The 26,354-nt window shown below is 66.3% G+C and carries 27 protein-coding genes, 2 tRNA genes and 6 pseudogenes; 26 read left to right on the top strand and 9 right to left on the bottom strand.

What is annotated here, in order from left to right; translation table 11 throughout:
* Positions 1-117: 117 nt before the first annotated feature.
* Together GNX96_RS65335 and GNX96_RS31990 are read left to right on the top strand one after the other, a co-directional pair.
* Positions 118-381, top strand: a pseudogene (locus GNX96_RS65335) (asparaginase domain-containing protein); the annotation flags it as partial.
* Positions 382-452: 71 nt separating this feature from the next.
* On the top strand, positions 453-1,124 hold the full coding sequence (locus GNX96_RS31990; protein WP_279582043.1) for an asparaginase domain-containing protein: 672 nt from the start codon (positions 453-455) through the stop codon (positions 1,122-1,124).
* On the opposite strand, the gene GNX96_RS31985 is transcribed toward GNX96_RS31990, so the two are convergent.
* Positions 1,111-2,013, bottom strand: a complete 903-nt coding sequence (locus GNX96_RS31985) for a GntR family transcriptional regulator (protein ID WP_163571720.1) — start codon at positions 2,011-2,013, stop codon at positions 1,111-1,113. The two genes, GNX96_RS31990 and GNX96_RS31985, sit on opposite strands and share 14 nt — an antisense overlap.
* 154 nt (positions 2,014-2,167) lie before the next feature.
* On the opposite strand from GNX96_RS31985, the pseudogene GNX96_RS31980 reads away from it, so the two are divergent.
* Positions 2,168-3,294: pseudogene (locus GNX96_RS31980) on the top strand (FAD-dependent monooxygenase).
* Here GNX96_RS31980 and GNX96_RS61580 read toward each other — a convergent pair.
* Positions 3,281-3,836, bottom strand: a pseudogene (locus GNX96_RS61580) (pyridoxamine 5'-phosphate oxidase family protein). The pseudogenes GNX96_RS31980 and GNX96_RS61580 overlap by 14 nt on opposite strands.
* A gap of 188 nt (positions 3,837-4,024) precedes the next feature.
* Here GNX96_RS61580 and GNX96_RS31965 point away from each other — a divergent pair.
* Positions 4,025-4,780, top strand: coding sequence for a hypothetical protein (locus GNX96_RS31965; protein WP_163571718.1), 756 nt, complete (start codon positions 4,025-4,027; stop codon positions 4,778-4,780).
* 71 nt (positions 4,781-4,851) lie between these two features.
* Positions 4,852-6,177, top strand: a pseudogene (locus tag GNX96_RS31960) (glutamate decarboxylase).
* Here GNX96_RS31960 and GNX96_RS31955 read toward each other — a convergent pair.
* Complete coding sequence (locus tag GNX96_RS31955) at positions 6,174-7,460, bottom strand: M18 family aminopeptidase (RefSeq protein WP_279582040.1); 1,287 nt, start codon at positions 7,458-7,460, stop codon at positions 6,174-6,176. The pseudogene GNX96_RS31960 and the gene GNX96_RS31955 overlap by 4 nt on opposite strands.
* A gap of 100 nt (positions 7,461-7,560) precedes the next feature.
* Positions 7,561-7,740, bottom strand: coding sequence for a hypothetical protein (locus GNX96_RS56855; protein WP_279582039.1), 180 nt, complete (start codon positions 7,738-7,740; stop codon positions 7,561-7,563).
* Positions 7,741-7,786: 46 nt separating this feature from the next.
* Here GNX96_RS56855 and GNX96_RS31950 point away from each other — a divergent pair, with 46 nt between their 5' ends.
* The 6 genes from GNX96_RS31950 (at position 7,787) to egtD (ending at position 13,114) form a co-directional block, all read left to right on the top strand.
* Entirely contained in the window at positions 7,787-8,608 is an 822-nt protein-coding gene (locus GNX96_RS31950; protein ID WP_279582038.1) for a serine hydrolase, read from the top strand.
* Positions 8,609-8,769: 161 nt separating this feature from the next.
* Positions 8,770-9,249, top strand: coding sequence for a glutamate-cysteine ligase family protein (locus tag GNX96_RS31945; RefSeq protein WP_163571717.1), 480 nt, complete (start codon positions 8,770-8,772; stop codon positions 9,247-9,249).
* Positions 9,174-10,040, top strand: coding sequence for a glutamate-cysteine ligase family protein (locus tag GNX96_RS31940; protein WP_279582055.1), 867 nt, complete (start codon positions 9,174-9,176; stop codon positions 10,038-10,040). The genes GNX96_RS31945 and GNX96_RS31940 overlap by 76 nt, the downstream gene beginning before the upstream one ends.
* The gene (gene egtB, locus GNX96_RS31935) at positions 10,037-11,380 is read left to right on the top strand and encodes an ergothioneine biosynthesis protein EgtB (RefSeq protein WP_163571715.1); all 1,344 of its coding nucleotides are present in this window, start codon (positions 10,037-10,039) and stop codon (positions 11,378-11,380) included. Before GNX96_RS31940 ends, egtB begins: the two co-directional genes overlap by 4 nt.
* Before the next feature lie 2 nt (positions 11,381-11,382).
* Complete coding sequence (gene egtC, locus GNX96_RS31930; protein ID WP_163571714.1) at positions 11,383-12,126, top strand: ergothioneine biosynthesis protein EgtC; 744 nt, start codon at positions 11,383-11,385, stop codon at positions 12,124-12,126.
* 13 nt (positions 12,127-12,139) lie between these two features.
* Entirely contained in the window at positions 12,140-13,114 is a 975-nt protein-coding gene (gene egtD / locus GNX96_RS31925) for an L-histidine N(alpha)-methyltransferase (protein ID WP_163571713.1), read from the top strand.
* A 48-nt stretch (positions 13,115-13,162) separates the two neighbouring features.
* On the opposite strand, the gene GNX96_RS31920 is transcribed toward egtD, so the two are convergent.
* Positions 13,163-13,681, bottom strand: coding sequence for an NlpC/P60 family protein (locus GNX96_RS31920; protein ID WP_163571712.1), 519 nt, complete (start codon positions 13,679-13,681; stop codon positions 13,163-13,165).
* A gap of 127 nt (positions 13,682-13,808) precedes the next feature.
* On the opposite strand from GNX96_RS31920, the gene GNX96_RS31915 reads away from it, so the two are divergent.
* The 7 genes from GNX96_RS31915 (at position 13,809) to GNX96_RS31885 (ending at position 18,607) form a co-directional block, all read left to right on the top strand.
* Positions 13,809-14,687, top strand: a complete 879-nt coding sequence (locus tag GNX96_RS31915; protein WP_163571711.1) for an RICIN domain-containing protein — start codon at positions 13,809-13,811, stop codon at positions 14,685-14,687.
* A gap of 63 nt (positions 14,688-14,750) precedes the next feature.
* On the top strand, positions 14,751-15,176 hold the full coding sequence (locus tag GNX96_RS31910) for an SRPBCC family protein (protein WP_163571710.1): 426 nt from the start codon (positions 14,751-14,753) through the stop codon (positions 15,174-15,176).
* Complete coding sequence (locus GNX96_RS31905; protein WP_163571709.1) at positions 15,176-15,823, top strand: MarR family winged helix-turn-helix transcriptional regulator; 648 nt, start codon at positions 15,176-15,178, stop codon at positions 15,821-15,823. Before GNX96_RS31910 ends, GNX96_RS31905 begins: the two co-directional genes overlap by 1 nt.
* An 85-nt stretch (positions 15,824-15,908) precedes the next feature.
* Positions 15,909-16,232, top strand: a complete 324-nt coding sequence (locus GNX96_RS31900) for a Rossmann-fold NAD(P)-binding domain-containing protein (protein WP_163571708.1) — start codon at positions 15,909-15,911, stop codon at positions 16,230-16,232.
* Positions 16,229-16,648 carry a nuclear transport factor 2 family protein gene (locus tag GNX96_RS31895; RefSeq protein ID WP_163571707.1) on the top strand — a complete coding sequence of 140 codons (420 nt, stop codon included), beginning with the start codon at positions 16,229-16,231 and terminating at the stop codon, positions 16,646-16,648. Before GNX96_RS31900 ends, GNX96_RS31895 begins: the two co-directional genes overlap by 4 nt.
* 331 nt (positions 16,649-16,979) lie before the next feature.
* Positions 16,980-17,726: an SDR family NAD(P)-dependent oxidoreductase gene (locus GNX96_RS31890; RefSeq protein ID WP_163571706.1), complete on the top strand. Its 747-nt coding sequence runs from the start codon at positions 16,980-16,982 to the stop codon at positions 17,724-17,726.
* 2 nt (positions 17,727-17,728) lie between these two features.
* Positions 17,729-18,607: an ABC transporter substrate-binding protein gene (locus GNX96_RS31885; RefSeq protein WP_163571705.1), complete on the top strand. Its 879-nt coding sequence runs from the start codon at positions 17,729-17,731 to the stop codon at positions 18,605-18,607.
* 14 nt (positions 18,608-18,621) lie between these two features.
* On the opposite strand, the gene GNX96_RS56850 is transcribed toward GNX96_RS31885, so the two are convergent.
* Together GNX96_RS56850 and GNX96_RS56845 are read right to left on the bottom strand one after the other, a co-directional pair.
* The gene (locus GNX96_RS56850) at positions 18,622-19,092 is read right to left on the bottom strand and encodes a zinc-binding dehydrogenase (RefSeq protein ID WP_279582037.1); all 471 of its coding nucleotides are present in this window, start codon (positions 19,090-19,092) and stop codon (positions 18,622-18,624) included.
* A gap of 178 nt (positions 19,093-19,270) precedes the next feature.
* Positions 19,271-19,543 (bottom strand): annotated as a pseudogene (locus GNX96_RS56845) (alcohol dehydrogenase catalytic domain-containing protein); the annotation flags it as partial.
* A gap of 99 nt (positions 19,544-19,642) precedes the next feature.
* Between GNX96_RS56845 and GNX96_RS31875 the strand changes: the two are divergent.
* The 3 genes from GNX96_RS31875 to GNX96_RS31865 all read left to right on the top strand — a co-directional run bounded on the left by GNX96_RS31875 (position 19,643) and on the right by GNX96_RS31865 (position 20,905).
* Positions 19,643-20,071: a winged helix-turn-helix transcriptional regulator gene (locus GNX96_RS31875; protein WP_163571704.1), complete on the top strand. Its 429-nt coding sequence runs from the start codon at positions 19,643-19,645 to the stop codon at positions 20,069-20,071.
* Positions 20,072-20,157: 86 nt separating this feature from the next.
* The gene (gene orn, locus GNX96_RS31870) at positions 20,158-20,769 is read left to right on the top strand and encodes an oligoribonuclease (RefSeq protein ID WP_163571703.1); all 612 of its coding nucleotides are present in this window, start codon (positions 20,158-20,160) and stop codon (positions 20,767-20,769) included.
* Between the two features lie 60 nt (positions 20,770-20,829).
* Positions 20,830-20,905, top strand: a tRNA-His gene (locus tag GNX96_RS31865).
* Positions 20,906-21,013: 108 nt separating this feature from the next.
* Here GNX96_RS31865 and GNX96_RS31860 read toward each other — a convergent pair.
* Complete coding sequence (locus GNX96_RS31860; protein WP_163571702.1) at positions 21,014-21,568, bottom strand: L,D-transpeptidase; 555 nt, start codon at positions 21,566-21,568, stop codon at positions 21,014-21,016.
* Between the two features lie 116 nt (positions 21,569-21,684).
* Positions 21,685-22,044: pseudogene (locus tag GNX96_RS31855) on the bottom strand (Ig-like domain-containing protein); the annotation flags it as partial.
* A 450-nt stretch (positions 22,045-22,494) separates the two neighbouring features.
* Here GNX96_RS31855 and GNX96_RS31850 point away from each other — a divergent pair.
* The 5 genes from GNX96_RS31850 (at position 22,495) to GNX96_RS31830 (ending at position 26,228) form a co-directional block, all read left to right on the top strand.
* Positions 22,495-22,567 (top strand) — tRNA-Lys (locus GNX96_RS31850).
* Between the two features lie 351 nt (positions 22,568-22,918).
* Positions 22,919-23,395, top strand: a complete 477-nt coding sequence (locus tag GNX96_RS31845; RefSeq protein ID WP_163571700.1) for a hypothetical protein — start codon at positions 22,919-22,921, stop codon at positions 23,393-23,395.
* 66 nt (positions 23,396-23,461) lie between these two features.
* Positions 23,462-23,791, top strand: coding sequence for a hypothetical protein (locus GNX96_RS31840; RefSeq protein ID WP_163571699.1), 330 nt, complete (start codon positions 23,462-23,464; stop codon positions 23,789-23,791).
* Between the two features lie 765 nt (positions 23,792-24,556).
* Positions 24,557-25,249 (top strand): hypothetical protein, encoded by a 693-nt coding sequence (locus GNX96_RS31835; RefSeq protein WP_163571698.1) that lies wholly within the window; start codon positions 24,557-24,559, stop codon positions 25,247-25,249.
* Entirely contained in the window at positions 25,218-26,228 is a 1,011-nt protein-coding gene (locus tag GNX96_RS31830; RefSeq protein ID WP_163571697.1) for an RICIN domain-containing protein, read from the top strand. Before GNX96_RS31835 ends, GNX96_RS31830 begins: the two co-directional genes overlap by 32 nt.
* Positions 26,229-26,354: the final 126 nt, after the last annotated feature.

Below are 26,354 nucleotides of genomic sequence, written 5' to 3'. Positions count from 1 at the left end.
CAGGTCGTCATCCTTACTCACCAGTACGCCGACGGCTCAGACGAGTGGTGCACTTCACTGCTTACCACCTTCCGGTGACCACGCTCGTTCGTGACAGGCTTCGGGCAAGGAACGCAGATGAGGGAGGTCGTTGTGCCCGCTGTCCGCCTGCTGGCCACCGGTGGCACCATCGCGAGCCGGGCCGGCGCCAACGGCCGGTACGCCGCCGCTGGCGGCGCGGAGCTGCTTACCCACACCCCGCTCCCGGACGGCCTGGACGTGTCGATCCGCGATGTCGCGACGATCGCGAGCTTCGCGTGGAGCGAGACCGAGCTGCGTACGCTCCAGCGGCACATCGACGAGGCGCTGGCGGATCCAGACGTGGCCGGCATCGTCGTCACACACGGCACCGACACGATGGAGGAGGTGTCGTTCCTGGTCTCGCTCGGCCACGACGACCCGCGCCCCCAATCGTGTTCACCGGCGCCCAACGCACGCTCGACGACCCCGCCGCGGACGGCCCGGCGAACCTCTCCGACGCGCTCGCGCTGGCCGCGCACCCAGCCGCGCGCGACCGTGGCGTACTCCTGTGTTTCGACGGCCACGCGTTCGCGGCCCGCGGTGTCCGCAAGGTCGACACGCTCAGTACGCACGGTTTCGACGCGCCCGGCCGCGGCCCGGCACTGCGAGTCGCCGCCGGCCGGATCATCCCGCTGACCGCCGCGTCCAGGCCGCCGACACTGCCCGTCCCGACCGGTGTCCCGGTCCCCCGCGTCGACGTGATCCCGCTCTATCTGGGCGCCGACACGACCCTTTTCGACGCAGCCATCGGAGCCGGCGCGCAAGGCATCGTGCTCGCCGCTTTTGGTGCTGGCAATGCGAATCCCGCGATCCTGGAGGCTGTGCGAGCAGCCGTCGCGAACGGCGTTCCGGTCCTCGTCTGCTCCCGTGTCCACAGTGGACCGGTGGCGCCGCTGTACGGCGGAGGTGGCGGCGCGTCGCTGGCCGAGGCGGGCGCGATCTTCGGCGTCGATCTCAGCCCGTGGCAGGGCCGGATGCTGCTCGCCGCCGCCCTCGCCACCGGCGCGACCGACCTGCCCGGCACCGTCGACTCCTGGCTCCAGGGCGGCCTCACCCAGGGGTGAGCAGCGGGGCCAGGCCGTCGAGCGTACGAGCCATCGTGAATTCGAAGAGTTCGTCGAGGTTCAGGTCGAAGTCGGCTTCTTCGGTGACGCGGGCGAAAACTGGGTACTGCGGTCGCAGGATCACCCCCATTGCGTTGTCCTCCTGCACGTCCATCCACTGAAGACTGGTCATCCCGGTGTCCTGCTCGGCCTCGGCCTCCGGCTCCAGGTTGATCGCGATGGCGCGTACGCAGCTGAAAAGCATGATGTGCGTGGTGATCATGGTGTTCGGGTCCAGGCCGTGGCCATCGATCGCCCGCATCACCCATTCGACGTGGGTGGCCAGATGCGGGGCCGGCCGCGGCCGGGTGACCGAGATGACATGCGCGAGCCACGGATGCCGGCGACACATCGCCCACTGCGTACGCATCAACAGCTCCAGCTGCGCTCGCCAGCCCACTGGCGGGGTTGCCGGCAGGCTGGCCTGCGCGAAAGCAGCGTCGGCCATCAACAACTCCAGCTCCTCCCGGTTGCGTACGTGCCGATAGATAGACATCGTCGGCACACCCAGCTCGGTCGCGACCCGACGCATCGACAGCGCCCGCCGGCCCTCCGCGTCGGCGATCTCGATGGCGACCCGTACGAGGTTGTCCCGCTGGATCTCATGCGTCGACTCGGCGGCCCTGACCCGGCGTTTCGGCTGCGAAACCACGGTCCCCACCCGCGGCACCGCCTGCACGAGACCCTCCTGCCGCAGGGTGGCGAGCGCTTTGCTGGCGGTCACGATCGCGACTCCCCAGTCCTTGGCGATCTGCCGGGTCGCCGGCACCCGGTCGCCAGCGCGCAGCTCGCCGGCCACGATCTGCCGGCGGATGTCCGCCACGATCCGCTCGTACGGCTTCGGCTCCATGCCCTGTACTAGTACACGACCGTCGTCGTACCGGTCAACTGAGCCTCCTGACCTAGTACAGTTTGGATTTTTTTTCTTTGCTCTACCGAAAAACTAGCAGGCCCGACCGTTCTGTCGATACGGTGTACGCACTGACCCGTACGGCGTACAAATACTGGGGAGACCATCATGCGGAACACGAACTGTGCTCATCTGCGGCGGCAGCATCGCCGGCCCCACGCTCGCCTACTGGCTGCACCGGCACGGCTTCGGTCCGACTGTCGTCGAGCGCGCTCCCGGTCTTCGGCCTGGCGGCCAGGCGATCGACATCCGTGGCACCGCGCTGGAAGTCGTCGACCGGATGGGCATCCTGGACGAGGCCCGGCAGGCCGCCACCCACCTGGCCGGCATGTCCTTTGTGGACGCCGACGGCACCGAGGTCATGCGCAGCACCGAAGCGACGCTGACCGGCGGAGTGATCGACAACCCGGACGTGGAGATCATGCGAGACGACCTGACCGGCCTGCTCTATCGGCAGACCAAGGACACCGTCGAATATGTCTTTGACGACACCATTACCGCGCTCGTAGAGGACGACAACGGCGTCACGGTCACGTTCGAGTACACGCCGGCTCGACGATTTGACCTGGTGATCGGCGCGGATGGTCTGCACTCAGCCGTACGTGCCCTGACTTTTGGTCCAGAGAAAGACTTCCTGACCGACCTCGGCACGTATCTCAGCGTCTTCAGCACCCCGAATTTTCTCGGTCTGGAGCACTGGGAAACCTTTCACCGGGACGGCGAGAAAATGGGTTGGCTACTACACCGCCCGGCAGAACTCGGAAGCGCGCGGCATGTTCGGCTTCCGGTCCGAGCCAGTCGCGTACGACCGGCGGGACACTCGCCAGCAAATGCAGCTGGTCGAGGACACTTTTGTGGGACACCGGCTGGGAAACGCAGCGGCTGCTGAAGGCGATGTGGGCGGCTCCGGACTTTTATTTCGACATGATGAGCCAGGTCAAGATGGACAGCTGGTCCAACGGCCGGGTCTCGCTCGTCGGCGACGCCGGCTATGCGGCTTCACCACTTTCCGGACAGGGCACCAGCCTTGCTCTGGTCGGCGCTTACGTCCTCGCCGCCGAACTCAAGGCCGCCGGCGGCGACCATCAGGCCGGATTTGCCGCGTACGAGTCAAAGCTGCGTTATTTCGTGGAGCAGAACCAAGGTCTGGTCAGCGCCGCGGACGGGCCGCCGGCGCCAGAGGTGCTGGCCGCGGCGGCCACTTCCCTCACTCTGGACTGAGCGCCGGAAGGCCGTCGATGCTGTACGAGTTCTTGGCAGTCATATACGCCTCGACCTCTTCGTTGTTCTTTCGCCCGAAATGACGGACGAGCAGGTCGCGATCCTCGACGTAGTCCAGCCGCGGCACGCTGAAACCGCACGAGTCGCTGACCCGATCGACCTCAACGTCGATAATGGCTCGTACGGCGTGCTGCGGCTGATCGAGGAAATGCTTCTGCAGGTCGGGAAAATCCACGTCATCAGGCAGCACGACACGGCCGTGGCCGTGCAGCCGTACGACGTTGGGCGGCCCGCTGAAGGCGCAGAACATCACCACGATCCGGCCGTTTTCGCGCAGGTGCGCGATGGTTTCGGCGCCACTCGCGACATAGTCGAGGTAGGCGACCCGGCGCTCGTCGGAGCACCGCGAGCGTGCCCCGCATCCCCTTCGGCGACACGTTCACATGGCCGTTGGAGGCCAGCGGCGCGGTGCCGACGAAAAAAACCGGCTGATCGAGCACGAAGTCCCGCAGCCGGCCGTCAATTTTCTCGTGCAACTTCATAGCGACCATTGTGCCGGTACGGTGGCATTATTCACAGGGTAACGGCCATCACCTTCCACTTGCTGGGAAATCCGTTCGCGCCGGCGACCGGGCGCTGGCTACCGTACGAGCGTGGAATGACCCTCAGGCGACACTCGCGACCCGCGTCAACCGACGCTGGGTCTATTTCGTCGTGAGGAGACTCCGAGATGCTTTCTTTTGCTGACCTGATGCGGCGCGCCGAGGCCGACCCGGCCGTCGTCGGCGCGGTGCTCAGTGGTTCCAAAGCCCGTGACGGCATGGCGACCGAACATTCCGACTACGACGTCTACTTGATTATCGCGGACGGCGTCGAACCCGGTTGGCAGCCAGTGCGTACACCCGAACTCGACCTCGACTGGATGTCTCTGTCCGCGTTCCGCCGCTACGCGCTGCCTGGCGAGCCGGAAGACTGGGACCGCTATGCGTTCGTACACGCCAAAATCCTGATCGACCGGGCGGACATCGCGGCGATCGTGCACCGCAAGGCCCGGCTCACGTCAAAGGAAGCCCATAACCTGACCGCCGGCGCTTTGGACGCGTACATCAACTCTGCCTATCGTGCGGCCAAAAACCGCCGCGACGGGCGTACGCTCGCGGCGCATCTCGACGCGGCCGACAGCATCGCGCACCTGTTAACCGTGATCTTCGCGCTGCACCGCAGGGTTCGTCCCTTCAACAAGTTCCTGGAATGGGAGCTGCGCCGGCACCCGCTGGCGGCGCCGCGGTGGTCGGCGGACAACCTGTTGCCACGACTGGAAAACATCGTCCGCAACGAAGACGCGCCAGCCCAGCAGAGCCTCTTCGACGAGATCGAGGCGGCGACCAGGACCGAGTTCGCCAAGGTCCTGGACGGATGGGACGAGGACGGCGGCGAGTCGGACCTGACGCTGCTTCGCTCGCATGGCACGGTAGAAGCCAGCTGACGGAAGAGGGAGAAATGGCGCTGCACCAGGGTGGACAGAGGCCGGAATCGTCGCGGCACACGGTGAATCCGATGCTCACCGAAGCCTCGCCGGCGATCAGCGAGGACATCCAGCTGCCGTACGCGAGCCTGCCGGACGGGCCGATCCCGCCGGAGGCGGCCTACCAGCTGGTCCACGACGAGCTGATCCTGGACGGCAACGCCAAGCTCAACCTGGCCACCTTCGTGACCACCTGGATGGAACCGCAGGCGGCCCGGCTGATGGCCGAGTGTGCGGACAAGAACATGATCGACAAGGACGAGTATCCGCAGACCGCCGAGCTGGAGCGCCGCTGTGTGGCGATCCTCGCCGACCTCTGGCACGCGGCCGACCCGACCACCACCATTGGCTGCTCGACCACCGGCTCGTCCGGCGTGCATGTTGGCCGGGATGGCGCTGAAACGGCGGTGGGCGGCCAAGGGGCTTAAGGGCAAGCCGAATCTGGTGATGGGCATCAACGTCCAGGTCTGCTGGGAGAAGTTCTGCAACTACTGGGAAGTCGAGCCCCGGTTCGTACCGATGGAAGGCGATCGATATGTCATCTCGCCGGCCGAGGCGGTGGCCCGCTGCGACGAGAACACCATTGGCGTGGTCGGCATTCTCGGCTCCACTTTCGACGGCAGTTATGAGCCGATCGCCGAGATCGCGGCGGCTTTGGACACTCTGCAGGAAAAGACTGGCCTGGACATTCCGGTGCACGTGGACGGCGCTTCCGGCGCAATGGTCGCGCCCTTCCTGGATCCGGGGCTGGAATGGGATTTCCGGCTGCCCAGGGTCGCGTCGATCAACACCTCAGGGCACAAGTACGGGCTGGTTTATCCGGGGGGGGGGGGGGTGTGGCGCGATCGCGAGGCACTGCCCGAAGAAGAACTGGTCTTCCGGGTGAACTACCTCGGCGGTGAGATGCCCACCTTCGCGCTGAACTTCTCCCGGCCCGGCGCGCAGGTGGCCGCTCAGTACTACACGTTTTTTACGGGCTGGGCCGGGAAGGCTACCGGATTGTCCAGCAGGCATCGCGGGACATCGCGATGGATTTGGCCGCCAAGATCGCGCACCTCGGCCCGTTCCAGCTGCTGACCCGCGGCGACCAGCTGCCGGTTTTCGCCTTCACCACCCAGCCGGACGTGACCGCGTTCACGGTTTTCGACGTGTCGCGGCGACTCCGCGAACGCGGCTGGCAACTACCGGCTTACACCTTTCCGGAGAACCGTACGGATCTCGCGGTCCTGCGAGTGGTCGTCCGCAACGGTTTCTCCGCCGCGCTCGCCGACCAGTTGGTCGCCGACATCAAGCGACTACTGCCCGAACTGCAGGCGCAGACCACTCCCGTACGCGCCAACGCCAGCTTTCATCACTAAAGCTCAACCTTCGAGAAAGCGGCCAGGCAGGAGGCCAGCAAATACGGGTCGGCGGCGCCACAGAGTTCGCGGGCCGAGTGCATCGACAGCGCCGCGACGCCGATGTCGACCGTACGAATGCCCACCCCGGCGGCCGTGCTCGGGCCGATCGTGCTGCCACACGGCTGCCGGTTGTTGGACACGAAAATCTGCCATGGTACGCCCGCTTTTTCGCAAGTGGTCGCGAAAAGTGCCCGACCGTTGGCGTCTGTGGTGTATCGCTGGGTGGCGTTCACCTTGAGCATCGGGCCGCCGTTGGGCACCGGCTGATGGTTCGGCTCGTGCTTTTCCGGATAGTTCGGGTGCACTGCATGGCCCATGTCCGCCGAGATACAGAACGAACCGGCGAGCGCCCGGGCCTCGTCGTCGTACGACCCGCCGCGGCTGTGCACGAGCCGACGCAGGACCGTCAGGAGCAGGGGGCCTTCGGCGCCGGTGTCGGACTTGCTGCCGATCTCCTCGTGGTCGTTGGCGACCATCACCGGGATCGAGTCGCCGTTGCCGACCGCGGAAATCACCGCGGCGACAGAGGCGTGTACGGACACCAGATTGTCCATCCGGGGCGCCGCCAACAGCTCGCCGTCGCGGCCGAGGTAGGCCGGCGGCTGCACGTCGTGGGTCATCAGATCCCAGCCGAGCACGTCCTCGGCGGCGACGCCCGCGTGCTTGGCCACGTACGCGATGAGCTCGCCATCTGTCGGCGTACCGAGGCCCCACACCGGCTCGAGGTGGGTTTGCGGGTCCAGCGTCAGCGCTTCGTTGGTCGACCGATGCAGGTGGATCGCCAGCTGCGGGACCCGCAGGAACGGCTGTTCGATGTGGACGAGCCGTTGGCTGCCGTCGGCCAGCGCCAGCCGGCCGGACAGCCCGAGGTCCCGGTCCAGCCACGAGTTCCACAGCGGGCCGCCATAGACCTCGATGCCGACCTGCCGCCACCCCGCCCGGCCGGTGTCCGGGCGTGGCTTGATCCGCAGGTTGGGCGAGTCGGTGTGCGAACCGACGATCCGGAACGGCGTGTGCGCCGGCGCGCCGTCGGGCACCCACCACGCGACCAGCGTGCCGCCCCGGATCAGGTAGTGACCGCCCGGCTCGGTGGGGAAGGCGTCCGTCTCGGCGGTTTCCGTGAAACCGGCCGTGACCAGCTGTTTCGCGGCGTTCGCCACGGCGTGGTACGGCGACGGACTCGCCTGGATGAAGCGCATCAGGTCGTCGGTGTGGGTACGGTCGAACCTCGGTTCAGTCACGAATTCGATCCTAAGAACTTGACGGACACGGCGACAGGCCGGCTGCGGTCAGCCGGAAAACGGCCTCCCCCTCCTTAGACTCATAACGGACGAATCGCTATCAAACGGATCCCTGTCGCTCGTCGAGGAGGCCCGGATGCCGAACGTGAGCCGCCGAACAGCTCTGCGGCTGGGCACCGTCAGCGCCGCCAGCACCGTGCTCGCCCGGTGGCGGCGCGTACGCGACCGGGAGCGCGCCAGCCGTCGGCACCCTGTCGCCATCGCCCACTCCGCCTGCCACGCCCACCCCATCGCCCAGCGCCGATCCGCACCGAGTCGCCGAGCTCGTGAAGGCGTCGTACGACACCGCGTCCGCACAGGCCGGCGGCACCTGGAACGCATACGTGTCGGTGGCCGGCACCCCGGCACCTGCAATAGCTGCGGTCGATGTCGGGTCAGATGCTGTCGTCGAGGCGTACAGCATCAACAAACTCGCCGTCGCGACGGCGGTGCTCGACAAGGTCGATAAGGGCACCCTCAAGCTGGACGCGAAGGTCGATGTCACCGCCGACATCGTCATCCCGGACGGCGACGGCATCTTCCGCCTCGACGGCGCCTACCCCAGCAACGTGACCGTCGGGCACGCCCTCTCCGCGCTGCTCACGGTGTCCGACGACACCGCGGTCCGGCTCTGCGGACTGGTGTGTACGGCTTCCGAGATCAACGCCACGATGACCGCGAAAGGCTTCCCGCACACCCAGGTCACACCGGCCGCCGACCCGCACCGGTTCTTCCTTGGCAAGACCACCCCGAAAGAGGCGCACGACCTGCTGCAGGCCCTGGCCACCGGCAAACTCCTCGCGGCCGCTTCGACCAGCTACCTGCTGACGATCCTGCGCTCCCCGATCGCGTACACCGACGGCATCCGGCTGAACATGTCGACCACCGAGCGGCTGCGAGTCGCCAGCAAGGTCGGCTCCCTGAACAGCGGCCGCAACGAAGCCGGCGTGATCTTCACCGCCGGCGGCCAGCCAGCGCTCACGTACGCGATGTTCGCCACCAGAGACGGCGACAACACCAACTTCGGCCCAACGCACCCGCTCATCCACGCCCGTACGCTCATGGGCCGCCAGTTCTACGACGCCGTCGCTCCCTCGTCAAAACCCTGACCGGACTGGCTAAGTGCCCTTTTCGTCCGATTCGACGAAATGGGGGTGACGTTCTGGAGCGGCAAATAGGGCATTCCTTCCCTGAATGTCGCCTTCGTACGTAACCAATTCGTCAGATCAATGACGAGCAACTGTCGTACCGGTGTGCTTGGGTGGAGTTCATGACTAACCTCATCCACCGGGATGCGGCTACCCCGACGCTGCGGAACCGCACGGTTTCCCGCATCACCGACGCCGAGGTGTATGTCGCATCCACCTGCTTCAAGACCGGTCCACCAGCGCTTCTGGGCATCGAGCTCGAATGGATTCTGCATGATCGGGACAACCCCGCGACAGCGATCGGGGTGGAGCGGCTCACCGCCGCACTGGGTCCACACACGCCGACCAGCATCGCTGTCAACAGCCCCGCAACAGCTCTCCCGGCAGGCTCTTTCGTCACAGTCGAGCCAGGCGGCCAGATCGAGATCAGCACTCAGCCGTACCACGGGCTCACCGAGTGCATCGCCGCCACCACTGCCGACGCCACCTACCTCCGGCACCTGCTCCGCGACGCGGCCATCGAACCATCCGGTGCGGTGCGGCCGTCGACGAGTATCGGCATCCTCAGCGCATCCTTCGTACGCCGCGCTATGCGGCCATGAATCACCATTTCGACTCGTACGGGCCCGATGGCGTGGGCGGGATGTGCTCCACCGCGGCCGTTCAGATCTGCGTCGATACCGGGTTGACGTCTCGGGAACGGTGGTGGTTGCTACACCTGATCGGGCCGCCGCTGGTGGCCGCCTTCGCGAACTCGCCGCGGTTCGCGGGCCGCGACACCGGCTGGAAGTCCACCCGGCGCAAGCTGTGGTCGGGCGCCGACCCCGGTCGGACCAGCCAACCCGATCTCGCGCTGGAGCCAGCGGCCGGTTATGCCCGGTATGCGCTGGACGCCCAGGTCATCGCCATCCGCGGGGACGGATCCGACTGGAGTCCCCCGGGCCCGCTGACCTTCGCCGACTGGATCGCCGGCAAGCATCTGCCGGCGCCGACGTACGACGACCTGGACTATCACCTCTCGACGCTGTTTCCGCCGGTCCGGCCGCGCGGCAGCCACCTGGAGGTGCGCTATTTGGACGCCCAGCCAGGCGACGGTTGGGTGGTGCCGCTGGCGGTGCTTTCGGCGCTGCTGGACGACCCGATCGCGGCGGACGTGGCGGCCGGCGCGGCCGAGTCCGTGTCCGGTCTTTGGTCCCAAGCCGCTCGGTACGGGCTGGCCGACCCGGCCATCGGAACCGCGGCGATCGCGATCCTGGACGCTTCGATTGGGGCTCTGCGGCGGACAAACGCCGATGCCGCGATCGTCGAGCGAGTCGAGGACTTCTTCCAGACGTACACCGTCAAGGGGCGATCCCCCGCCGACGACACCCTCTCACCGGAGGTTTCCCGATGACGCCCACCGGCGCCACGAACCTGAAGCAACACATCGCCGACGAGCTGACCCGGAGCCGGCAGCGGACCCAGCTGCTGACCGACGCCGTCGACGAGTCCGACCTGACCGCGCAGCACTCGCCGTTGATGTCCCCCCTGGTCTGGGATCTCGCACACATCGGCAACCAGGAAGAGCTTTGGCTGGTACGGGACGTGGGCGGTCGCGACCCACTGCGGGAGGACATCGACCACCTTTATGACGCGTTCCAGAACGCCCGGGCGGACCGGCCGGCGTTGCCGCTGCTCGGCCCCGGCGAGGCTCGCGGTTATGTCGGGGACGTACGCACGAAGGTGCTGGATGTCTTGGACAGCACCGATGTTGGCGTGGACACGGCCCGCCGGCTGGTACGGTCCGGCTTCGCTTTCGGGATGATCGTGCAACACGAGCAGCAACACGACGAGACCATGCTGGCGACCCACCAACTGCGGGCCGGCGAGCCGGTCCTGAGCGCGCCGGCGCCACCGCACCCGACCGGCGGTGCCGCGCACTCGTACCCGTCGCAGGTTTTGGTCCCAGCTGGTCCTTTCACCATGGGGACCAGCGTCGAGCCCTGGGCGCTGGACAACGAGCGGCCGGCTCACCAGATCGACGTGCCCGCTTTCTGGATGGACACTTTTCCCGTCACCAACGCCGAATACATCGGCTTCCTCGCCGCCGGTGGCTACGACGACCCACGCTGGTGGTCGGCAGCCGGGTGGGATCACCGGATGGCCGCCGGGCTGTCCGCGCCGCTTTTCTGGGAACGGGACGGACAACGCTGGCTGCGCCGGCGGTTCGGGCAGGTGGAACCCGTGCCAGCGGATGAGCCGGTGCTGCACGTTTCCTTCTACGAAGCCGAAGCTTTCGCGGCCTGGGTGGGCAAGCGGCTGCCTTCCGAGGCGGAGTGGGAAAAGGCCGCTCGGCACGACCCCGCGTCGGATCGATCTCGGCGTTATCCGTGGGGTGACGACGATCCGAGCGCCGCGCACGCGAACCTCGGCCAACGCCATCTCCAACCGGCCACGGTCGGCGCGTACCCACAGGGCGCGTCCGCCTATGGCGTCCAGCAAATGATCGGTGACGTGTGGGAATGGACTTCCTCACCGTTGGCTCCCTATCCCGGTTTCACCGCCTTCCCGTATAAGGAGTATTCGGAGGTCTTCTTCGGTACGGACGACTTCCGCATCCTGCGCGGCGGCTCGTTCGGCACCGACCTCGCGGCCTGCCGGTCGACGTTCCGGAACTGGGACTTCCCTATTCGACGGCAGATCTTCACCGGATTCCGCTGCGCCCGGACGGCGACACCGGCCGAGATTTCCTGACCGTGTGCCGACATCTGGCATACCTGGGCCCACCGGTCACCCTGTCGTCGCTGCTTCTGGAGCCGACGTACGGGCTGCACCGGCAGGCCTGGGCACCGCGGCGAGTGCTCGGCACCGCGACCGTCAACGTGGACGGTTTCGGGGTCGGCTGGTACGGCCCTGACGGTGTGGGCCGCTATCGACGGGCCGTTCCGATGTGGACGGACACCTCCTTCCCGTCGCTGGCTTCGTCCTTGCGATCGCCGGCCGTGCTGGCGGCCGTACGATCGGCATCCGAGGGCATGCCTGTCTCCGATGGCGCCTGCGCTCCTTTTTCTTCCGGGCAGTGGCTTTTCAGCCACAACGGGATCGTGCACGGCTGGCCGGAGTCCTTGGAAAAGCTCGCTTCCACGGTGCGTACGGCCGACCTCATGACGCTGGACGCGCCGACCGACGCGGCGGTTTTGTGGGCGCTCGTAAGCCAACGCCTGGTTTCCGGTGACAGCCTCGATTTTTCGCTGGCGACTGTGGTGAACGACGTACGCGCGACCGCCACCGGCCGTCTCAATCTCCTGCTCACCGACGGTGAGCGGATCGCCGGCACCCGGTGCGGCGAGTCGCTTTACTACCTCCGCGGCGACGATTTCGTGGTGGTCGCCTCCGAACCGTACGACGACTCTCCACAGTGGACCGAAGTGCCAGACGCGACCGTGGTTACCGCGACCACCGACGGCGTCACGCTGCGCTCACTTGACTCTTATTCCTGAGGGAGCATTTTTCATGTCCGACCGTTTCACGCTGGACAGCCACCTGCCCGAGGACTACTTGGCCACCGCGCTGGCCGCGGACGTACGCGCCGGCCTGGGCGCTACCCCGAAAACGCTGCCGCCAAAGTGGTTTTATGACGAGCGCGGCAGCGAGCTTTTCGACCAGATCACCGAATTACCGGAGTACTACCCGACCCGCACCGAGCGGGAACTGCTGCGTACGCATTCCGGTGACGTCGCCGTGGCCTGCCCGGCCGACACGCTGGTCGAGCTCGGATCGGGGTCGTCCGAGAAGACCCGGCTGCTGCTGGATGCCCTCGACAAGGCCGGCACGCTGCGCCGCTATGTGCCGGTGGACGTGAGCCCGGGCGCGCTGATCCCGGCCAGCGAGGCTTTGCTGGCCGACTACCGGGAGCTGGAAGTTCACGGCCTGATTGCCGATTTCGAGAAACATCTCGACCATCTGCCCGACGCCGACCGGCGGATCATCGCTTTTCTGGGCGGTACGATCGGAAACCTGACGCCCGCGCAGCGCGCTGACTTCCTGTCGGGCATCCGCGCCGGAATGGGGCCGGCCGACAGTTTCCTGCTCGGCACCGGCCTCGTCATCGACCCGGCCATCCTGGTCCCCGCGTACGACGACGCCGCCGGGGTGACCGCGGAATTCAACAAGAACGTCCTGCACGTCATCAACCGCGACCTGTCCGCGGACTTTGACATTGACTCTTTTGAGCACGTCGCGGTCTGGGATTCGGTCAATGAATGGATCGAAATGCGGCTGCGATCGCGTACCGACCAGCAGGTCCGGATCGCCGACCTGGATTTGTCGCTGACCATCGCCGCCGGCGAGGAGATTCGTACCGAGATCTCGGCGAAGTTCCAACGCGCCGGCATCGAGGCCGAGTTGGCCGCCGCCGGCTTCACCGTCACCCACTGGTGGACCGACCCCGACCAGCGCTTCGCGCTTTCGCTCTCCGAACCAGCCTGATGCCGTACGGACCGGCCCACGCGGCCGGTCCGTACGCCCCGGAGTTAGTTAGTAGATGTTGCCGTAGCGGATCGGGGTGAAGCTGTTCACCTGCGAGGCCTTCCACAGCCGCTGCTCGGCCTTGTGGCCGGTGTTGTACTCCTCGTAGACCCACGCCTGGCCGCCGTTGCCCCACTTGACGAACAGCGCCACGTGGTTGAAGCCGCCGCTGCGGTGCCAGAGCGCGTCACCCGGGGCGAGGCTGCCGCGGCTGATGTTGTTGGTGACGCCGCGAATGTCCGCGGTCGTACGCGAATAGGACAGGCCCCAGGCCATCGACACGTATCCCGAACAGTCCGTCCGGTAGTTGCCGTTGCTGTTGGAGTAGCAGGCGTTCTGGTTGTAGGGCACCTTGTTCAGCCACGACTGGGCGCGGCTGATCACCTGGCCGCGGCTGAGCCGCTGGTTCGACGAGTACTTGCCACACATCTTGGTCGGCGCGGCCTGTGCGACAGACGTACTCACGAACAGGAACGCGACCCCGAGCAGGAGCGCGATCAGCGCTGGCGCGATCTTCTTAGCGGTCACCGAAAAGCCACCTTTCCCGAATTTTGCTGACAACGGTGACCTTGCGGCAAGTACGGTGGGAATCTGTGGCGAAAGGTGTCGCTACGCTGTCGCCACACTCACGCACACGACCTCGGGGGCAGCAGCGGTGACAGCGACCAGCACGCAGGGCAGCGAGCGGCCGCGGATCGCCAGCTGGCAGCAGCTGGGCGCCCATCTCAAGACCGTCCGCACCCACCAGCAGCGGACCCAGACCAGCGTCAGCGTCCGAGCCGGCTCGCACCGGCAGCCGATCCGCCGGGAGCGGATCTCCGAGATCGAGAACGCCCGCCGCGATCCGCCGAGCGAGCATGAGCTGTGCGCCATCCTGACCGCGCTGCAGCTGCTGCCGGCGGACGTACAGTGGCTGCAGGGCGTACGAGCGTCGCTTGCCGAGGTTCCAAGCCCGCCCGAACCGCCTCGCCGGCATCGCTGGCGATGGATCGCGCTCCTCGCGGCGCGGCACGGTCGTGTCGTGGTCGTCGTCGCTGCCTTGGTCTTCGTCTTTCGTGGTCCCTCGTCAGGCACGATTCCGCCGGTTCGGGAGGGTGCCTTCGCGAACCGCTTCGTCCAGATCCTCAACGTGCGCTCGGGCAAATGCCTCGACAAGACCGACCAGGACAACCGCGCCGGCGCGCGGGTGATGCAGTGGTCCTGTTGGGGAGCGGACAACCAGGAGTGGAACCCGGCGCGTGACGGGGTCCCGAACCTGCAGCACGACACCGGCAGCTGGCTCGTCCTGACGCTGGCCAACACCGACCCGGACGCCAGTCTTCAGGTGTCGCCGTACCAGTCGGTCGCACCTGGTCAGCTGTTTTCGGCTCGGTCCAACGGGCCTTCTCAGGGCTGGCACTACCTGACGCTGCGCGCGGTGGATTCGGGGAACTGCCTGGCCGTACGCGACTCGTCGCTCGAAGACGGCGCCGGTGTCGTCGCGATGGCCTGCACCGGCGGTCCAGAGCAGACCTGGCGGATTCGGGCCGTCTGATCCTTGCATTGTTGTCGCGACAACTGTTATAGTTGTCGCGACAACAAGAACGAGGAGCTGGCAATGTACGAGATCAAGGCCGAGATGACCATCGATGCCGACCTGCACGCGATCTGGGAGGTCGTCACCGACGTGGCCAACTGGCCCTCCTGGGACCCGCACGAGGAAGGCGCCCGACTCGACGGCACCTTCGCCGTCGGCACCACTGGCTGGTCCAAACCGCACGGCGGCCCGGCCACCGAATGGACCATCACCGAGGTGGTCGAGCAGCGCAAATGGTCGTCGGAATGCCCACTGCCAGGCGGAAAACTCAGCGGGGACAACCTCTTCGAGTCGGTCGACGGCGGGGTGCGGTGCACCAAGATCGTGCACGTACGCGGACCCTTGGTGCCGCTTTTTCGGTTCTATTTCGGCAAACGCATTCGTACGGACATGCTCAAAACGTTTGCCGCCCTGGAAAAAACCGCACGGGACAAGGCCCGCACCTGATGACCGACAGCGACTCCGGGCCGATGCTGTCGCCGGGGTTTTGGCTGCATCACGCGGCGCTGACCTGGCGAGCCGCACTGGACGCCGGACTGCGCCCGCTCGGCCTCACGCCGACCCAGTTCATGCTGCTCGCCTCGGCGGGCTGGTTGGAGCACGTGGCCGGTCCGCCCACCCAGCAGGCGGTCGCCGAACAGGCCGGTGCGGATCGGATGATGACCTCGAAAATCGTCCGCGCATTGCAAGAGCGCGCCCTGCTGGAGCGACGTACGGACCCAACAGACGCCCGCGCCGTACGCCTCAGCCTCACCCCCGCCGGCCGCGCGCTCGTCCGACAGGCGACCGAGAGTCGCCCGCACTCTGGATACCAAGTTTTTCGGCCCCCACGCGACAAAAATGCGGACGACGTTGCGTACGATCGCGGAAACCAGATCCGCATAGTCACCCTCACGCGGGTCGCGTCCGGATGCCCTCGACGACGAGGTCGACCGTCTGGACGAAGTCCCGCTCCGGCGATGGCGCCGCATCCTCGACCGCCCACCGGTAGACAACACCAAGGTAACCGTCGATCAGCAGCCGACCAACGGCCCTCGGGTCGACGTCCGGCCGGATCTCGCCGCGCTGCTGCCCGACCTCGATGGCCGCGCTGAACAGGTCGCTGGTCGCGTAGTAGTCCGGCCGGAGCAGCGCGCCGGACTGCAGCGTCGCGCGGCTCAGCGCCCTGGTCAGTTCGGGATGGGCGTCGAACCAGGCAACTTCCGTACCAACCTGCTCACCGCCTCCGACTACAGCGCCGAGTTGCCCGCGTACGCGGCGACCGTCGGCGCGACCCGCGAAATGGTCAGGCGCAACGACGGCCGACAGTTGGGCGATCCAGCCAAGGCAGCGGACGCCATCCGGGCCGCCCTCGACGCGCCCCACCCGCCCTTACATCTCGCTCTCGGCGCGGACGCCGTCGACGCGATCCGCGCGCACACGACCGATCTCACCGCCGAACTGGACGCCTGGGAACACCTTGCCAGGGACACGGCCTTCACCAACGAAGAGGAAAAACCATGACGACATCCACTGTCGACAACGCAACCATCGCCCGCGAGTTCTTCCGCCTACTGTCGGAAAAGGACATCACGGCCTGGGGTGACCTGTGGCACCCCGAAGCAGTGATCACCGTCCCCTACCCAGCCGAAGGCTTCCCCACCGAGATCCGCGGCAAGGCCGAGATCGTCGGCGGTTTCCACGGCCTGATGGCCAACTTCGACCTCTTCCAGGCCAACCTCACCGGCGTATATCCAGCCGCCGACTCCGACGCGGTCTGCGTCGAATACCGCAACGTGGCGCGCCTGCGCAACGGCGTGGAGTACACCAACGACAACATCGCCGTCTTCCGCTTCCGCGACGGCCTGATCAGCGAGTATCACGACTATTTCGACCCACGCCGCTTTCAGGTCGTCGTCGACGCCCTCCCCAAGGACTGAAGGGGCCAGAACACGATGACCACCACCGACCGACATTGCTTGCCACGACGCTAAACCGCCAGGACGATCTTTGCGCGGGTACGGTTGGTCTCGCCAAGTTCGTACGCTTTGGCGGCCTCCTTCACGGGAAGGACGTGTTCCACCTGGACACGGAGCGGCCTGGTCGAACAGTTCCGTTAGTTCGGTTTTTCGGCGAAAACGCGGAAACCATGCGGGCAGCGCTGCGCGGGATCGCGGCCGCTCGAGGTGATCTGTAGCGCCTTGACAGCGCCCGATTAGCGATGGAAACTATGGAAACGGAAATAGTTTCCTCAGTTTCGGAGGCGAGACCGTGACCGGCAGAGTGGCGTTGGTGACCGGGTCCAGCAGCGGCATCGGTGCGGCCACCGCGCGCCTGCTGGCCGCCCGCGGGATGCGAGTGGTGGTCAACTATCTGCACAGCGAGGCGGCTGCGCATGAGGTGGTCGCCGGCATCGAAGCCGCCGGCGGCCAGGCCATCGCCGTGCAGGCGGACGTACGCGACCCGGCGGCCGTCGACGCCCTTGTCGAGCGCGTACGACAGACATGGGGCGGCATCGACGTTCTGGTGCACAATGCCCTTACCCCGTACGCGATCAAGCCCTTCCGGGACATGACGTGGGAAGAACTCGGCGGCAAGCTCGACGACGAGATGCGCGCCGCTTTCGTGGTCACCAAAGCGGTCCTACCGGCCATGACCGAACAGCACTGGGGACGCGTCATCTTCCTTGGCACCGGTCTGTCCCGCCGGCCCCGCGCGGACATGATCGCGTTGGGTACGGCCAAAGCCGCGCTCACCCAGTTCGGCCGCTACGTCGCCCAGGAGCTCGGCCCGCAGGGCATCACGGTCAATGTGGTGGAACCCGGCCCGGTCGCCGAAACCAGGATCTCGCACGTACTCGACGACCAACAGACCCGGCGGCAAGTGGCCGCCACCCCGGTGGGCCGGCTGGCGCTGCCCGCCGATGTGGCCCAGGCGGTCGCCTTTTATGCCAGTGAGGACAGCGGTTTCATGACCGGCACCACCGCCGCGGTCAACGGCGGAATGGACATGTTCTAAACATGAACACCATCGATCTCGCGTACGTCGGGCGGGGCCTGCACGAGGAACTGGCCGCCTATATCGCCGACCAGGAAGGCTTTTACGCCGATGAGGACGTACGGGTCGCCTTGCACGACGGTTGCACCTGGAGTGAGGAGCGGCTGCGCGGCTGCGCCACCATCGGGCTCGGCCGGGCCCTGCTCTCCCGGCTCTCCAGCGGCACTCCGTGGGTCGCGCTCACCGTCAACACCCACCGCCCGCTGTTCTGGTTCCTCGCCCGCCCCGGCCTCACCTCGCTGACCGACCTGGCCGGCCGGCGGCTCGCCGTACACGCCCCGCACACCGCACCCGGCTGCTTCGCCCGGATCGTGCTGCGGCGGGCCGGCCTGGACCCCGACCGTGACCTCCACACGGTCGTACGGGCGCCAGGCGATTACGGCATGGACCTGCGCCACCTCCGCGACGGGACTGTCGACGCGGCTTTCGTCGGCAGCACCATGGCACCGGAGGCGGTGGCCGCCGAGTTCGGCTGGCAGGTGCTGGCCTGGGTCGGCGACCACTTCCAGATCCCAACCGTGGGCCTCGCCGTCGACACCACCCACATTCGGCCGGACGATCCCGCCGTGCAAGCCGTCGTACGGGCGCACCGACGCGCGGTGCGGGTGATCCACGACGACCCCGACACCACCCTGCGGCACCTCGAAACGTTCCTCGGCGGCCACACCGCGGACGAGATCCGAGCCCACTACGAGCGGTTCATCGCACCGTATTTCCGGCCCGGCGGCCAGGCCGACCTCTCGATCGGCGACGCCGCGATCACCGCGGTCGCCACCGAACTCGGGGTCCCCGCCACCATCGCCGCCGCTGACTTCTACCGCACCCAGTCAGCGGTCACGTAGGATGAGGATTCGGTTTACAAAGCCAACACGATCTTGCCGCGCGTACGATTCGTCTCGCCGAGTTCATGAGCTTTGGCCGCATCTTCGAGTGCGAACACCTGGTCCACGTGCACCCGCAACTTGCCGTTATCGATCAGCGCCGCGTAGTTCTCCAGGTCCGTGCCCACTGGCGCCACATAGAAGTCCTGGAATCGAACGCCACGAGCAGTCGCTTGCTCTTCGGTGACATCGAGACCGGGACCGGCAACGTGCAGGAAAAGACCACCTGGCCTGAGAGTTCGCAGCGAGCGTACGGAAGCCGCGCCGCCGGCGTTCTCCACGACCACGTCGATGTCGCGCAACTCGCTGATGTCGGTCGTCGTGTAGTCGATGACCTCGTCGGCGCCGAGATCGCGGACGAAATCGGCGTTGACAGCGCGGGCGGTGCCGATGACGTACGCGCCGCCCCAGCTTGGCGAGCTGTACGCCCATATGTCCGACGCCACCGGCCGCGGCCTGGATCAGCACCCGGCGGCCCTGCAGCGAGCCGGCGACCGCAAGCGACTGACCAGCTGTCAGAACCGCCGTAGGGATCGCCGCAGACTGCACGTAGTCGAGGGTTTTCGGTTTGAGGGCGAAGGTTTCCGCGGGGGCGACCAGGAATTCGGCGTACGCACCGGCATTCGGGAACGGGAGTCCGTAAACCTCGTCGCCGGGCTGAAAACGGGTGACGCCCTCGCCAAGCTCCTCGACGACGCCGGCGGCATCCAGGCCGAGGACGAACGGCGGTTCGCCGAAGAGCGGGACGAGACCAGACCGGATCTTCCAGTCCGCCGGGTTGACTCCGGCGGCCCGTACCCGGACCAGGATCTGCCCGGCGGCCGGCCGCGGCCGGTCCAGGTCCACCGGTTGCAGGACGTCAGATCCACCAAAGGCTTGCTGGCTTATCGCACGCATCAAAACGCTCCAAGATGATCGGCAAGAGGTTGCTCAGTTATCTTCGGTGCGCTTGGGCACTCTTGTGAAGAAGGCACCTTGGTGATATCCAGGTACCTTATGGATACCGTTGCTGAGCAGGACTGGAAGCGCTCAGCCGACCTGGTCGGCCAATATCTGAGCGTCTGTCCGGCGCGTACGATCGTGGAAGTGCTCGCCAACAAGTGGACCATGCTGGTGATGAGCACCTTGCAGCTCAACGTCGAGCCCATGCGTTTCAACGAGCTTCGCCGGCGGCTTCAGGGACTCACCCAGAAGGTCCTAACGCAGACGCTGCGTACGCTGGAACGAGACGGCCTGGTGACTCGTACGGTCTATCCGACCATGCCGCCACGCGTCGAGTATTCGCTGACCAGACTGGGCCTGGGCGCCGCGGACCTGCTGCACGCGGTCGGGCACTGGGCCGACCTGAATGTCACCGAGATCCTGGCCGCTCGCACCGCGTACGACGAGCGGGCCAGCCGGCCACCGGAGCCAATCGGGAACTGACGGCAAAACGGGAGAAAACGAAACCTGACCACAAATATCGCGGGTCGGGTCTGCGCGGCCGAGCCGCGGAACGTAGGCTCTCCGGCGTGAATGACCGGCTGGTATGGATCGACTGTGAGATGACCGGCTTGGACACCGAGCATGACCAACTCATCGAAGTGGCTGCTCTGGTGACCGACTCGGACCTGACCATTCTCGGGGACGGTGTCGACGTGGTGATCCACGCCGACGACGCCGCCCTGGACTCGATGGTTGAGGTGGTGCACCAGATGCACCAGAAATCCGGGCTGACAGAGGAGGTACGGGCGTCCACCGTCACCCTCGCGGAGGCGGAGAAGCAGGTGCTCGACTACCTGCGCCAGTTCGTGCCGGAGCCCGGCAGCGCGCCGCTGTGTGGCAACTCGATCGCCACCGACCGCGGCTTCCTGGCCCGCTACATGCCGGAGCTGGACGCCCACATGCACTACCGGATGGTCGACGTGTCGTCCATCAAGGAGCTCTGCCGCCGGTGGTATCCACGCGTCTACTACGGACAGCCGGAGAAGGGCCTCTCACACCGCGCGCTGGCCGACATCAAGGAAAGCATCCGCGAGCTCGCGTACTACCGCCGAGCGGTCTTCGTGGCGCCTCCAGGCCCGGACGTGGACACCGCCAAGGCGATCGCCGCCCAGGTGGTCGCGGACACCGCCGGAAACTGATCCCCCACCTTCTCACCGCTTGTCAGCGACTCGCTATGCTGTCGTAGCAAGTCGCGCATGGTGGCTGTAGCTCAGCTGGTAGAGCGCCGGGTTGTGGTCCCGGATGCCGGGGGTTCAAGTCCCCTCAGTCACCCCATCTCGACAAGAAGAGCCGACTCTCCCCTGGAGTCGGCTTTTTTGTTGTCCCTTGGCGAGGAAAAAGGCCGACTCGTTGCCGAGTCGGCCTTCCTCGTACGCTCGCCTGCTACATCTGCACCGTCGTGTAGGCGGTGCCGCCCTTGAGGTAGTTGTCCCAGGTCAGCTGCCAGTCGGTGAAGCCGTCGTTCGGGGTGACGGTGTGCACCGTGTTGATGATGTGGATCAGGTCACCCGGCTGGGTCAGGTTGAAGAACCACTTCGCGTTGGTGGTGCTCAGGTTCACACAGCCATGCGAGACGTTGCTGTTGCCCTGGTCGTCGACCGACCACGGAGCGCCGTGCACGAACTCACCGGTCCACGTGTAGCGCACGTCCCAATACACGTCTTCCTTGTAATAGCCCGGCATGCCTTTGGTGACGCCATAGGTCGACGAGTCCATCGTCACCTTCTGGCTGGTGTTGATGACCACCATGGTGCCCGACGACGACGGGGTGCTGCGCTTGCCGAGCGATGCCGGCATGCTCCTGAGCAGCTTGTCGTTCTGGTACGCCTTCGCGACGTGCGTCTTGTTGTCGACCTCGAGGATCTGCTTCGGGCCAACGGTCAGCGACAGCGAGCGGTCCCCGGTTCCCGTACCGACCGTTGCCCATGTCCACGCCACCGATCCCGGACTTCACCGCGATCTTGGTGCCGGCCGGCCAGTATTCCTGCGGCCGAAAGTGCAGCTCGTCGGAGCCGACCCAGCGCCACGCGCCGGCGATCGGGCTGGCTGGTCCGGATCGACATCGCCTTCTGCACCGCGGTGCGGGAAGCGGTCGGCACCGAGTAGGTGAACTTGAAGACGATGGGGAGGCCGACACCGACCTTCGCGCCGTTCTCCACATAGAAGTCGACGCCGTTGGTCTTGCCGGGCGCGGACATCGTGGTGAAGGCGGAGGTGGCCTTGGTCGGCGCGCCGTCCTTGTTGGTGGCCGTCGCGGCCACGCTGTACTTCGTGCCGTACGCCAGTTGGTTGTTCGGCTTCCAGACGCCATCGTCGGAGACCGCGCCCGCGACAGTTTCGTTCTTGTCGTTGGTGACCACGACCTCGGAGACCTTGCCGTCGGTAGCGATCTTCACGTCCGGCCGGGTGCTGATCTTCGCGGCGCCGGTGGCCGGCGTGATCGTCAGGCTGGCCGGAGCCGCCTTCGGAGTGCCTGTCTGAGTGCCGGCGGCCTGCTTGGTATCGCCGGTGCTGGCCGGCTTCGAGCAGCCGGTGAGAGAGAGAGGGCGATGACCGCCGCACCCGTCACCGCGACTGTCGACCAGCGCTTGAGTCCCTGCATGAATAACCCCGATCTAGACCGATGCCCGAAGATATGTAACTACACGGGCGCGCGCCCAGCCGGCAGCGGGGTGACCGGACTGTCGGTGGCACTCCGCTGTGCCCGGCAAGAGTTTGGCACCCTGCCTCTAGCAGTACGACGTCCGAAGTGGCCGACAGGTTGCCTGAGCCCCAGATCGGAGCCCCTCATGCCACCCTGGTCCCACCCCGCCCGTTCAGGCTGCTATCGTAACTGATCACAGGCAAGGGGAAACCCGCTGTCTGCGCCGTTAGCTCAATTGGCAGAGCAGCTGGCTCTTAACCAGCGGGTTTGGGGTTCGAGTCCCTGACGGCGCACTTGTTTCTCTGCGAATGGCGTGCTCGGTGAGCACGCCATTCGCGCGTTTGTCGGAACATCGTTGTTTTTTCCTGGGGCGGAGCCCCCAGACCCCACCCCCCACCCCGCCGTACGGGCTTGGCCTTCATCTTGTCCTTTAAGGGCAACGAATCAGGCCCCGACCACCTCCTCGTCCATGGATCCACGCTCGCAGACGTCCAGATAGCGGTCGACGGTCCCGCTCGCACTGGCAAGCGCCGTCGCCGATCACGACAGAAAACCCGAGAATTTGGCTGTTTCTAGGACAGTTAACCCAACCTGACATAAAGTTAGGTCTCGGAACGTATGCGTGACGGTTTGCGGGGAAACATATGGGACGTCGACGCCGTAGACGGTGGACGCGATTTCGCGCTTGGGGCAGCCTGCTCACTGTCGTTATCGGGATTTTACTGTGGCAGCGAGCATGGTGGCCGGCGACGATCTTCACCGGCATCCTGGCCTTCTACCTGCTGTGGGTGCGGTTAACTCGATGCCGCGTGGAGACGATCCGCCACCGGCCGTGTCTATGGCGCGTACGTGGATTGCTCGGCACCTGCGATTTCCACACCGGATACAAGAAGAGCATCCCTGTGCTGGCTCGCGGCAGCGGATTCGCCGGACTCCCGACCCTCATGTGGCGTCGCGACTTCTTCGGCACCATGCCTGAGCCGCAACCATCGCCCGGCGGCGCCGGCACGCCACAACCCGCCGGCGGACGCGACAACTACGACTGGATCATGATGGCGGTTGGAGTTGCGGGCGTCCTCATCGCAGTGGCCGCGCTCGTCCGGGATCTCATTGCGGGCTGACGACAACGGACACGTATTTCCGCGGTTCTCAGTTCTGGCGCCGCCGTGGCGAGAAGAGGAGAAGAGATGGACTGGCGTTACGCGACGGGATCACCCAGAAAAGCAAGCATGTCACCATTCCCGTACGAAGACGACCGGATCTGCTATTTCATCCTGACTCCGGACGGACCGATGTTTGCTCGCGACGACAGCCGTGCCGGGTTGGAATTTCTAGCGATGCAAGCCGCTGAATGCCGGGTCACGCTCTATGCCGTATGGCCAGGCAGGCGCGCATCAGATCTGTTCATCATCGACGATCCTGGCCTGCTCTTGAAGGCGCTTGACATTGATGACCAGCATCCCTTGTGGGGCGAGGCAAAGAAGGCCAGGTTCAGCTCGGAATACGAACGCGACTGATGAGCTCGGACCACTGAGCCGCGATCCGACACAGGCATTGGTGTGGCGCTGGTCGCTGAGTGGCGCACTTTGTCCCGCACTCGACGTCCAGTGCGGGATAAAGTGCCGCGGTCGACGAGAATCCCGAGCGCCGCGAAGCCGGCGGCCAGAGCGGATCCAAAGAGCGGCCACGATCGCGGCGCCGCGCTTTCGGACCGTACGAGCTTTCCCTCGATAGCAAAGGCAACCACGGCGAGCACAGCGACCACCAGGACAGCCCCGATCAGCACTGGTGCCGGCATGACGTAACCAGGATCCAGGGGACGTACGACAGCATCCGGATCGCCGACCCGGGCCAGTTCCGAGGCCGAAAGATTTTTTCACTCTGACAACGTTTTCAGTACCGTTCCACAGTCGCTTGCTTAACCGGTATATTACAGCAAGTACAAGCAAGAACCGGGACGGATCTGATAACTTGACCGCCACGGCGGGGCTCGAGGAACGCGGGCCGCTCACGACAAGCACAGCCAGCACGCACAACCAGCGGCAACGCCCAACGAGCTGCTGCTCTGGACGGTTCAGTGGCCTTGTGAGGGAACATGAGAACTCGCCGCCAGCGGCCTGTCTCACCCACCCGCGTGGTCGCGCGGGCAACCTCGTACGACCCGGCCGCTGGGGCCGATCTCACTTTTTGGGCCGTGGGGTGAACCAACGGACGGGCTGCATCGTCGTAAGGCTGCATCGATGTGAGGGATCCACCAGCGTGGGGAAACCGGAGAAGGAACTGTGAGACTGACGGCCATTCGAAGGCTCTTCCGGCGGGCAACCACTCCGACCCGCGCCGAACGACCGCTTCGCGCGCTGATGCGGGTCTGGTGGCTGACCGCCACGCTCGCACTGGTGGTGGTGGCCGTGCTGTTCGCCACTCAGGGATTTTCCACGTACAACCCGGTCCTCGCGGGCACCCACGAGCTGACCGGCACGCCGGTGCCGGCCGTCGACCTGCCGACCATCCAGAGCGCGGCGTTGTCCTGCCCGGCGCTGTCCGGTCCCAAGGTCGCCGCCCAACTGATGGCGACCGGCGCCTTCGACTCCGGCGCCTCCGGTGGGCCGACCGTCGACGGCCTCGACCCGAGCCAGTGGCGAAAGTGGTTGCCGTGGCCGGACGCGGACCGCGACGACCGGCGCGCCAACAACATCGTCGCGCTGGCCCACCAGACCTGTGAGCTGATCGGCCAGGTACGCGCCGCCGCCGGGGATGACCGAGGACCCGTGGCGAACGGCGGTCGCGGCGTCCAAGACCGGCCTGCAGGCCGTGCTCGACGCGAAGGGAATTCCGGCCGACGCGAAGGCCTACGTCGAAACCGTTGGCACGTACGCCGACTGGTATGCCCAGCAGAGCGACTTCCAGGCCCCGGGAACGTATGTCGGCGGTCCCGGCCCGCAAATGGCTGCCCCGCAGGCCAAAGCCGTCCCTGACCAGTACGTCGCGGCGGTGCTCAAGGCCGGCCGGATCTGCCCGGCGGTGACGCCGGCAAAGATCGCCTCTCAGCTGATGGCCGCCTCCGGCTTCGACCCGAACAAGCAATCCGCCAGCGGCGCGCAGGGCATCGCCCAGTTCCCGCCTGAGGTCTGGAAGCAGTACGCGCAGTCGGCGCTCGACTCGCCGTGGAACCCGGACTCGGCGATCGAGCGGCTCGGTAGCGCCCTGTGCGACCTGTCCAGCCAGCTTTCCCCGCTGGCCGGCGGCGACCCGTACAAACTCGCGCTGGCCGCCTTCCAATGGGGTGCGACCGCCGTTCGCGAGGCCGGTGGCGTGCCCAAGTCGGCGAAGCTGCAGGGCGACACGAACCTCGCGCAGACGTATGTGGACTACTACGCGAAGGACCCGAGGCTGACTCCGGGCAAGGCTCCATCACCAAGCCCGTCAGCCAGCCAGCCAGCCTCGCCCGCGCCGCCAGCGCCGCCCGCGTCCGGCAAACCAGCGCCGCCCAAGCCCCCCGCGCCACAGTTCGACACGTCGGTCTCGTACCAGATCACGAACGCCTGGAGCGGGCTGGTGCTGGACATACCGGGCGACGACAACAACCCGTCCGCCGGCGTGAACGTCCAGCAGTGGCACAACCAGCGCGCCAAGGACCAGTTCTGGCGGCTCGTACCGGTCGGCAAGTCCGGCTACTACCAGATCATCAACGGCTACAGCGGCAAGGCGTTGGCCGTGAAGGGCGACTCGCACGACGACAGCGCCCAGATCGTCCAAAACGACCCCAGCGACTCCGACGGCCAGCAGTGGCAGTTCCAGTACGCGCCGAACGGCTCGTTCTGGATCGCCAACCGCGGTTCCGGCGCGGTGCTGGACGTGTACGGCGACGACGACAACACCTCCGACGCCGGCACCATCGACCAGTATCATCGGCAGCCGACCGCGCAGGACCAGCGCTGGCGGCTCACCAGATGAGCGCGAGTGGTCCCCCCGCCGGGCCGCCGGACGGACGGTGTTCGGGCTGGTCACGGCACTTGCCGTTGTCATGCTCAGCAGTCCGGCAGTGGCCGACCCGGACAGCTCGCAATACGTGAAGTACTA

This window comes from Fodinicola feengrottensis (assembly GCF_010993775.1).
Lineage (GTDB): Bacteria > Actinomycetota > Actinomycetes > Mycobacteriales > HKI-0501 > Fodinicola > Fodinicola feengrottensis.
The sequence above is the reverse complement of the archived record's forward strand: the minus strand, read 5'-3'. Positions and strand labels throughout refer to the sequence as shown.

What these genes read in the sequence shown, in the direction of transcription:
- GNX96_RS31875 (WP_163571704.1), top strand. Translation starts at nt 19,643, where the DNA reads ATGGATACCGTTGCTGAGCAGGACTGGAAGCGCTCAGCCGACCTGGTC.
- GNX96_RS31905 (WP_163571709.1), top strand. Translation starts at nt 15,176, where the DNA reads ATGACCGACAGCGACTCCGGGCCGATGCTGTCGCCGGGGTTTTGGCTG.
- egtB (WP_163571715.1), top strand. Translation starts at nt 10,037, where the DNA reads ATGACGCCCACCGGCGCCACGAACCTGAAGCAACACATCGCCGACGAG.
- GNX96_RS31965 (WP_163571718.1), top strand. Translation starts at nt 4,025, where the DNA reads ATGCTTTCTTTTGCTGACCTGATGCGGCGCGCCGAGGCCGACCCGGCC.
- GNX96_RS31985 (WP_163571720.1), bottom strand. Translation starts at nt 2,013, where the DNA reads ATGGAGCCGAAGCCGTACGAGCGGATCGTGGCGGACATCCGCCGGCAG.
- GNX96_RS31840 (WP_163571699.1), top strand. Translation starts at nt 23,462, where the DNA reads ATGGACTGGCGTTACGCGACGGGATCACCCAGAAAAGCAAGCATGTCA.
- GNX96_RS31845 (WP_163571700.1), top strand. Translation starts at nt 22,919, where the DNA reads ATGGGACGTCGACGCCGTAGACGGTGGACGCGATTTCGCGCTTGGGGC.
- GNX96_RS31830 (WP_163571697.1), top strand. Translation starts at nt 25,218, where the DNA reads ATGGCTGCCCCGCAGGCCAAAGCCGTCCCTGACCAGTACGTCGCGGCG.
- GNX96_RS31910 (WP_163571710.1), top strand. Translation starts at nt 14,751, where the DNA reads ATGTACGAGATCAAGGCCGAGATGACCATCGATGCCGACCTGCACGCG.
- GNX96_RS31945 (WP_163571717.1), top strand. Translation starts at nt 8,770, where the DNA reads ATGACTAACCTCATCCACCGGGATGCGGCTACCCCGACGCTGCGGAAC.
- GNX96_RS31895 (WP_163571707.1), top strand. Translation starts at nt 16,229, where the DNA reads ATGACGACATCCACTGTCGACAACGCAACCATCGCCCGCGAGTTCTTC.
- egtD (WP_163571713.1), top strand. Translation starts at nt 12,140, where the DNA reads ATGTCCGACCGTTTCACGCTGGACAGCCACCTGCCCGAGGACTACTTG.
- GNX96_RS31885 (WP_163571705.1), top strand. Translation starts at nt 17,729, where the DNA reads ATGAACACCATCGATCTCGCGTACGTCGGGCGGGGCCTGCACGAGGAA.
- GNX96_RS31900 (WP_163571708.1), top strand. Translation starts at nt 15,909, where the DNA reads ATGGGCGTCGAACCAGGCAACTTCCGTACCAACCTGCTCACCGCCTCC.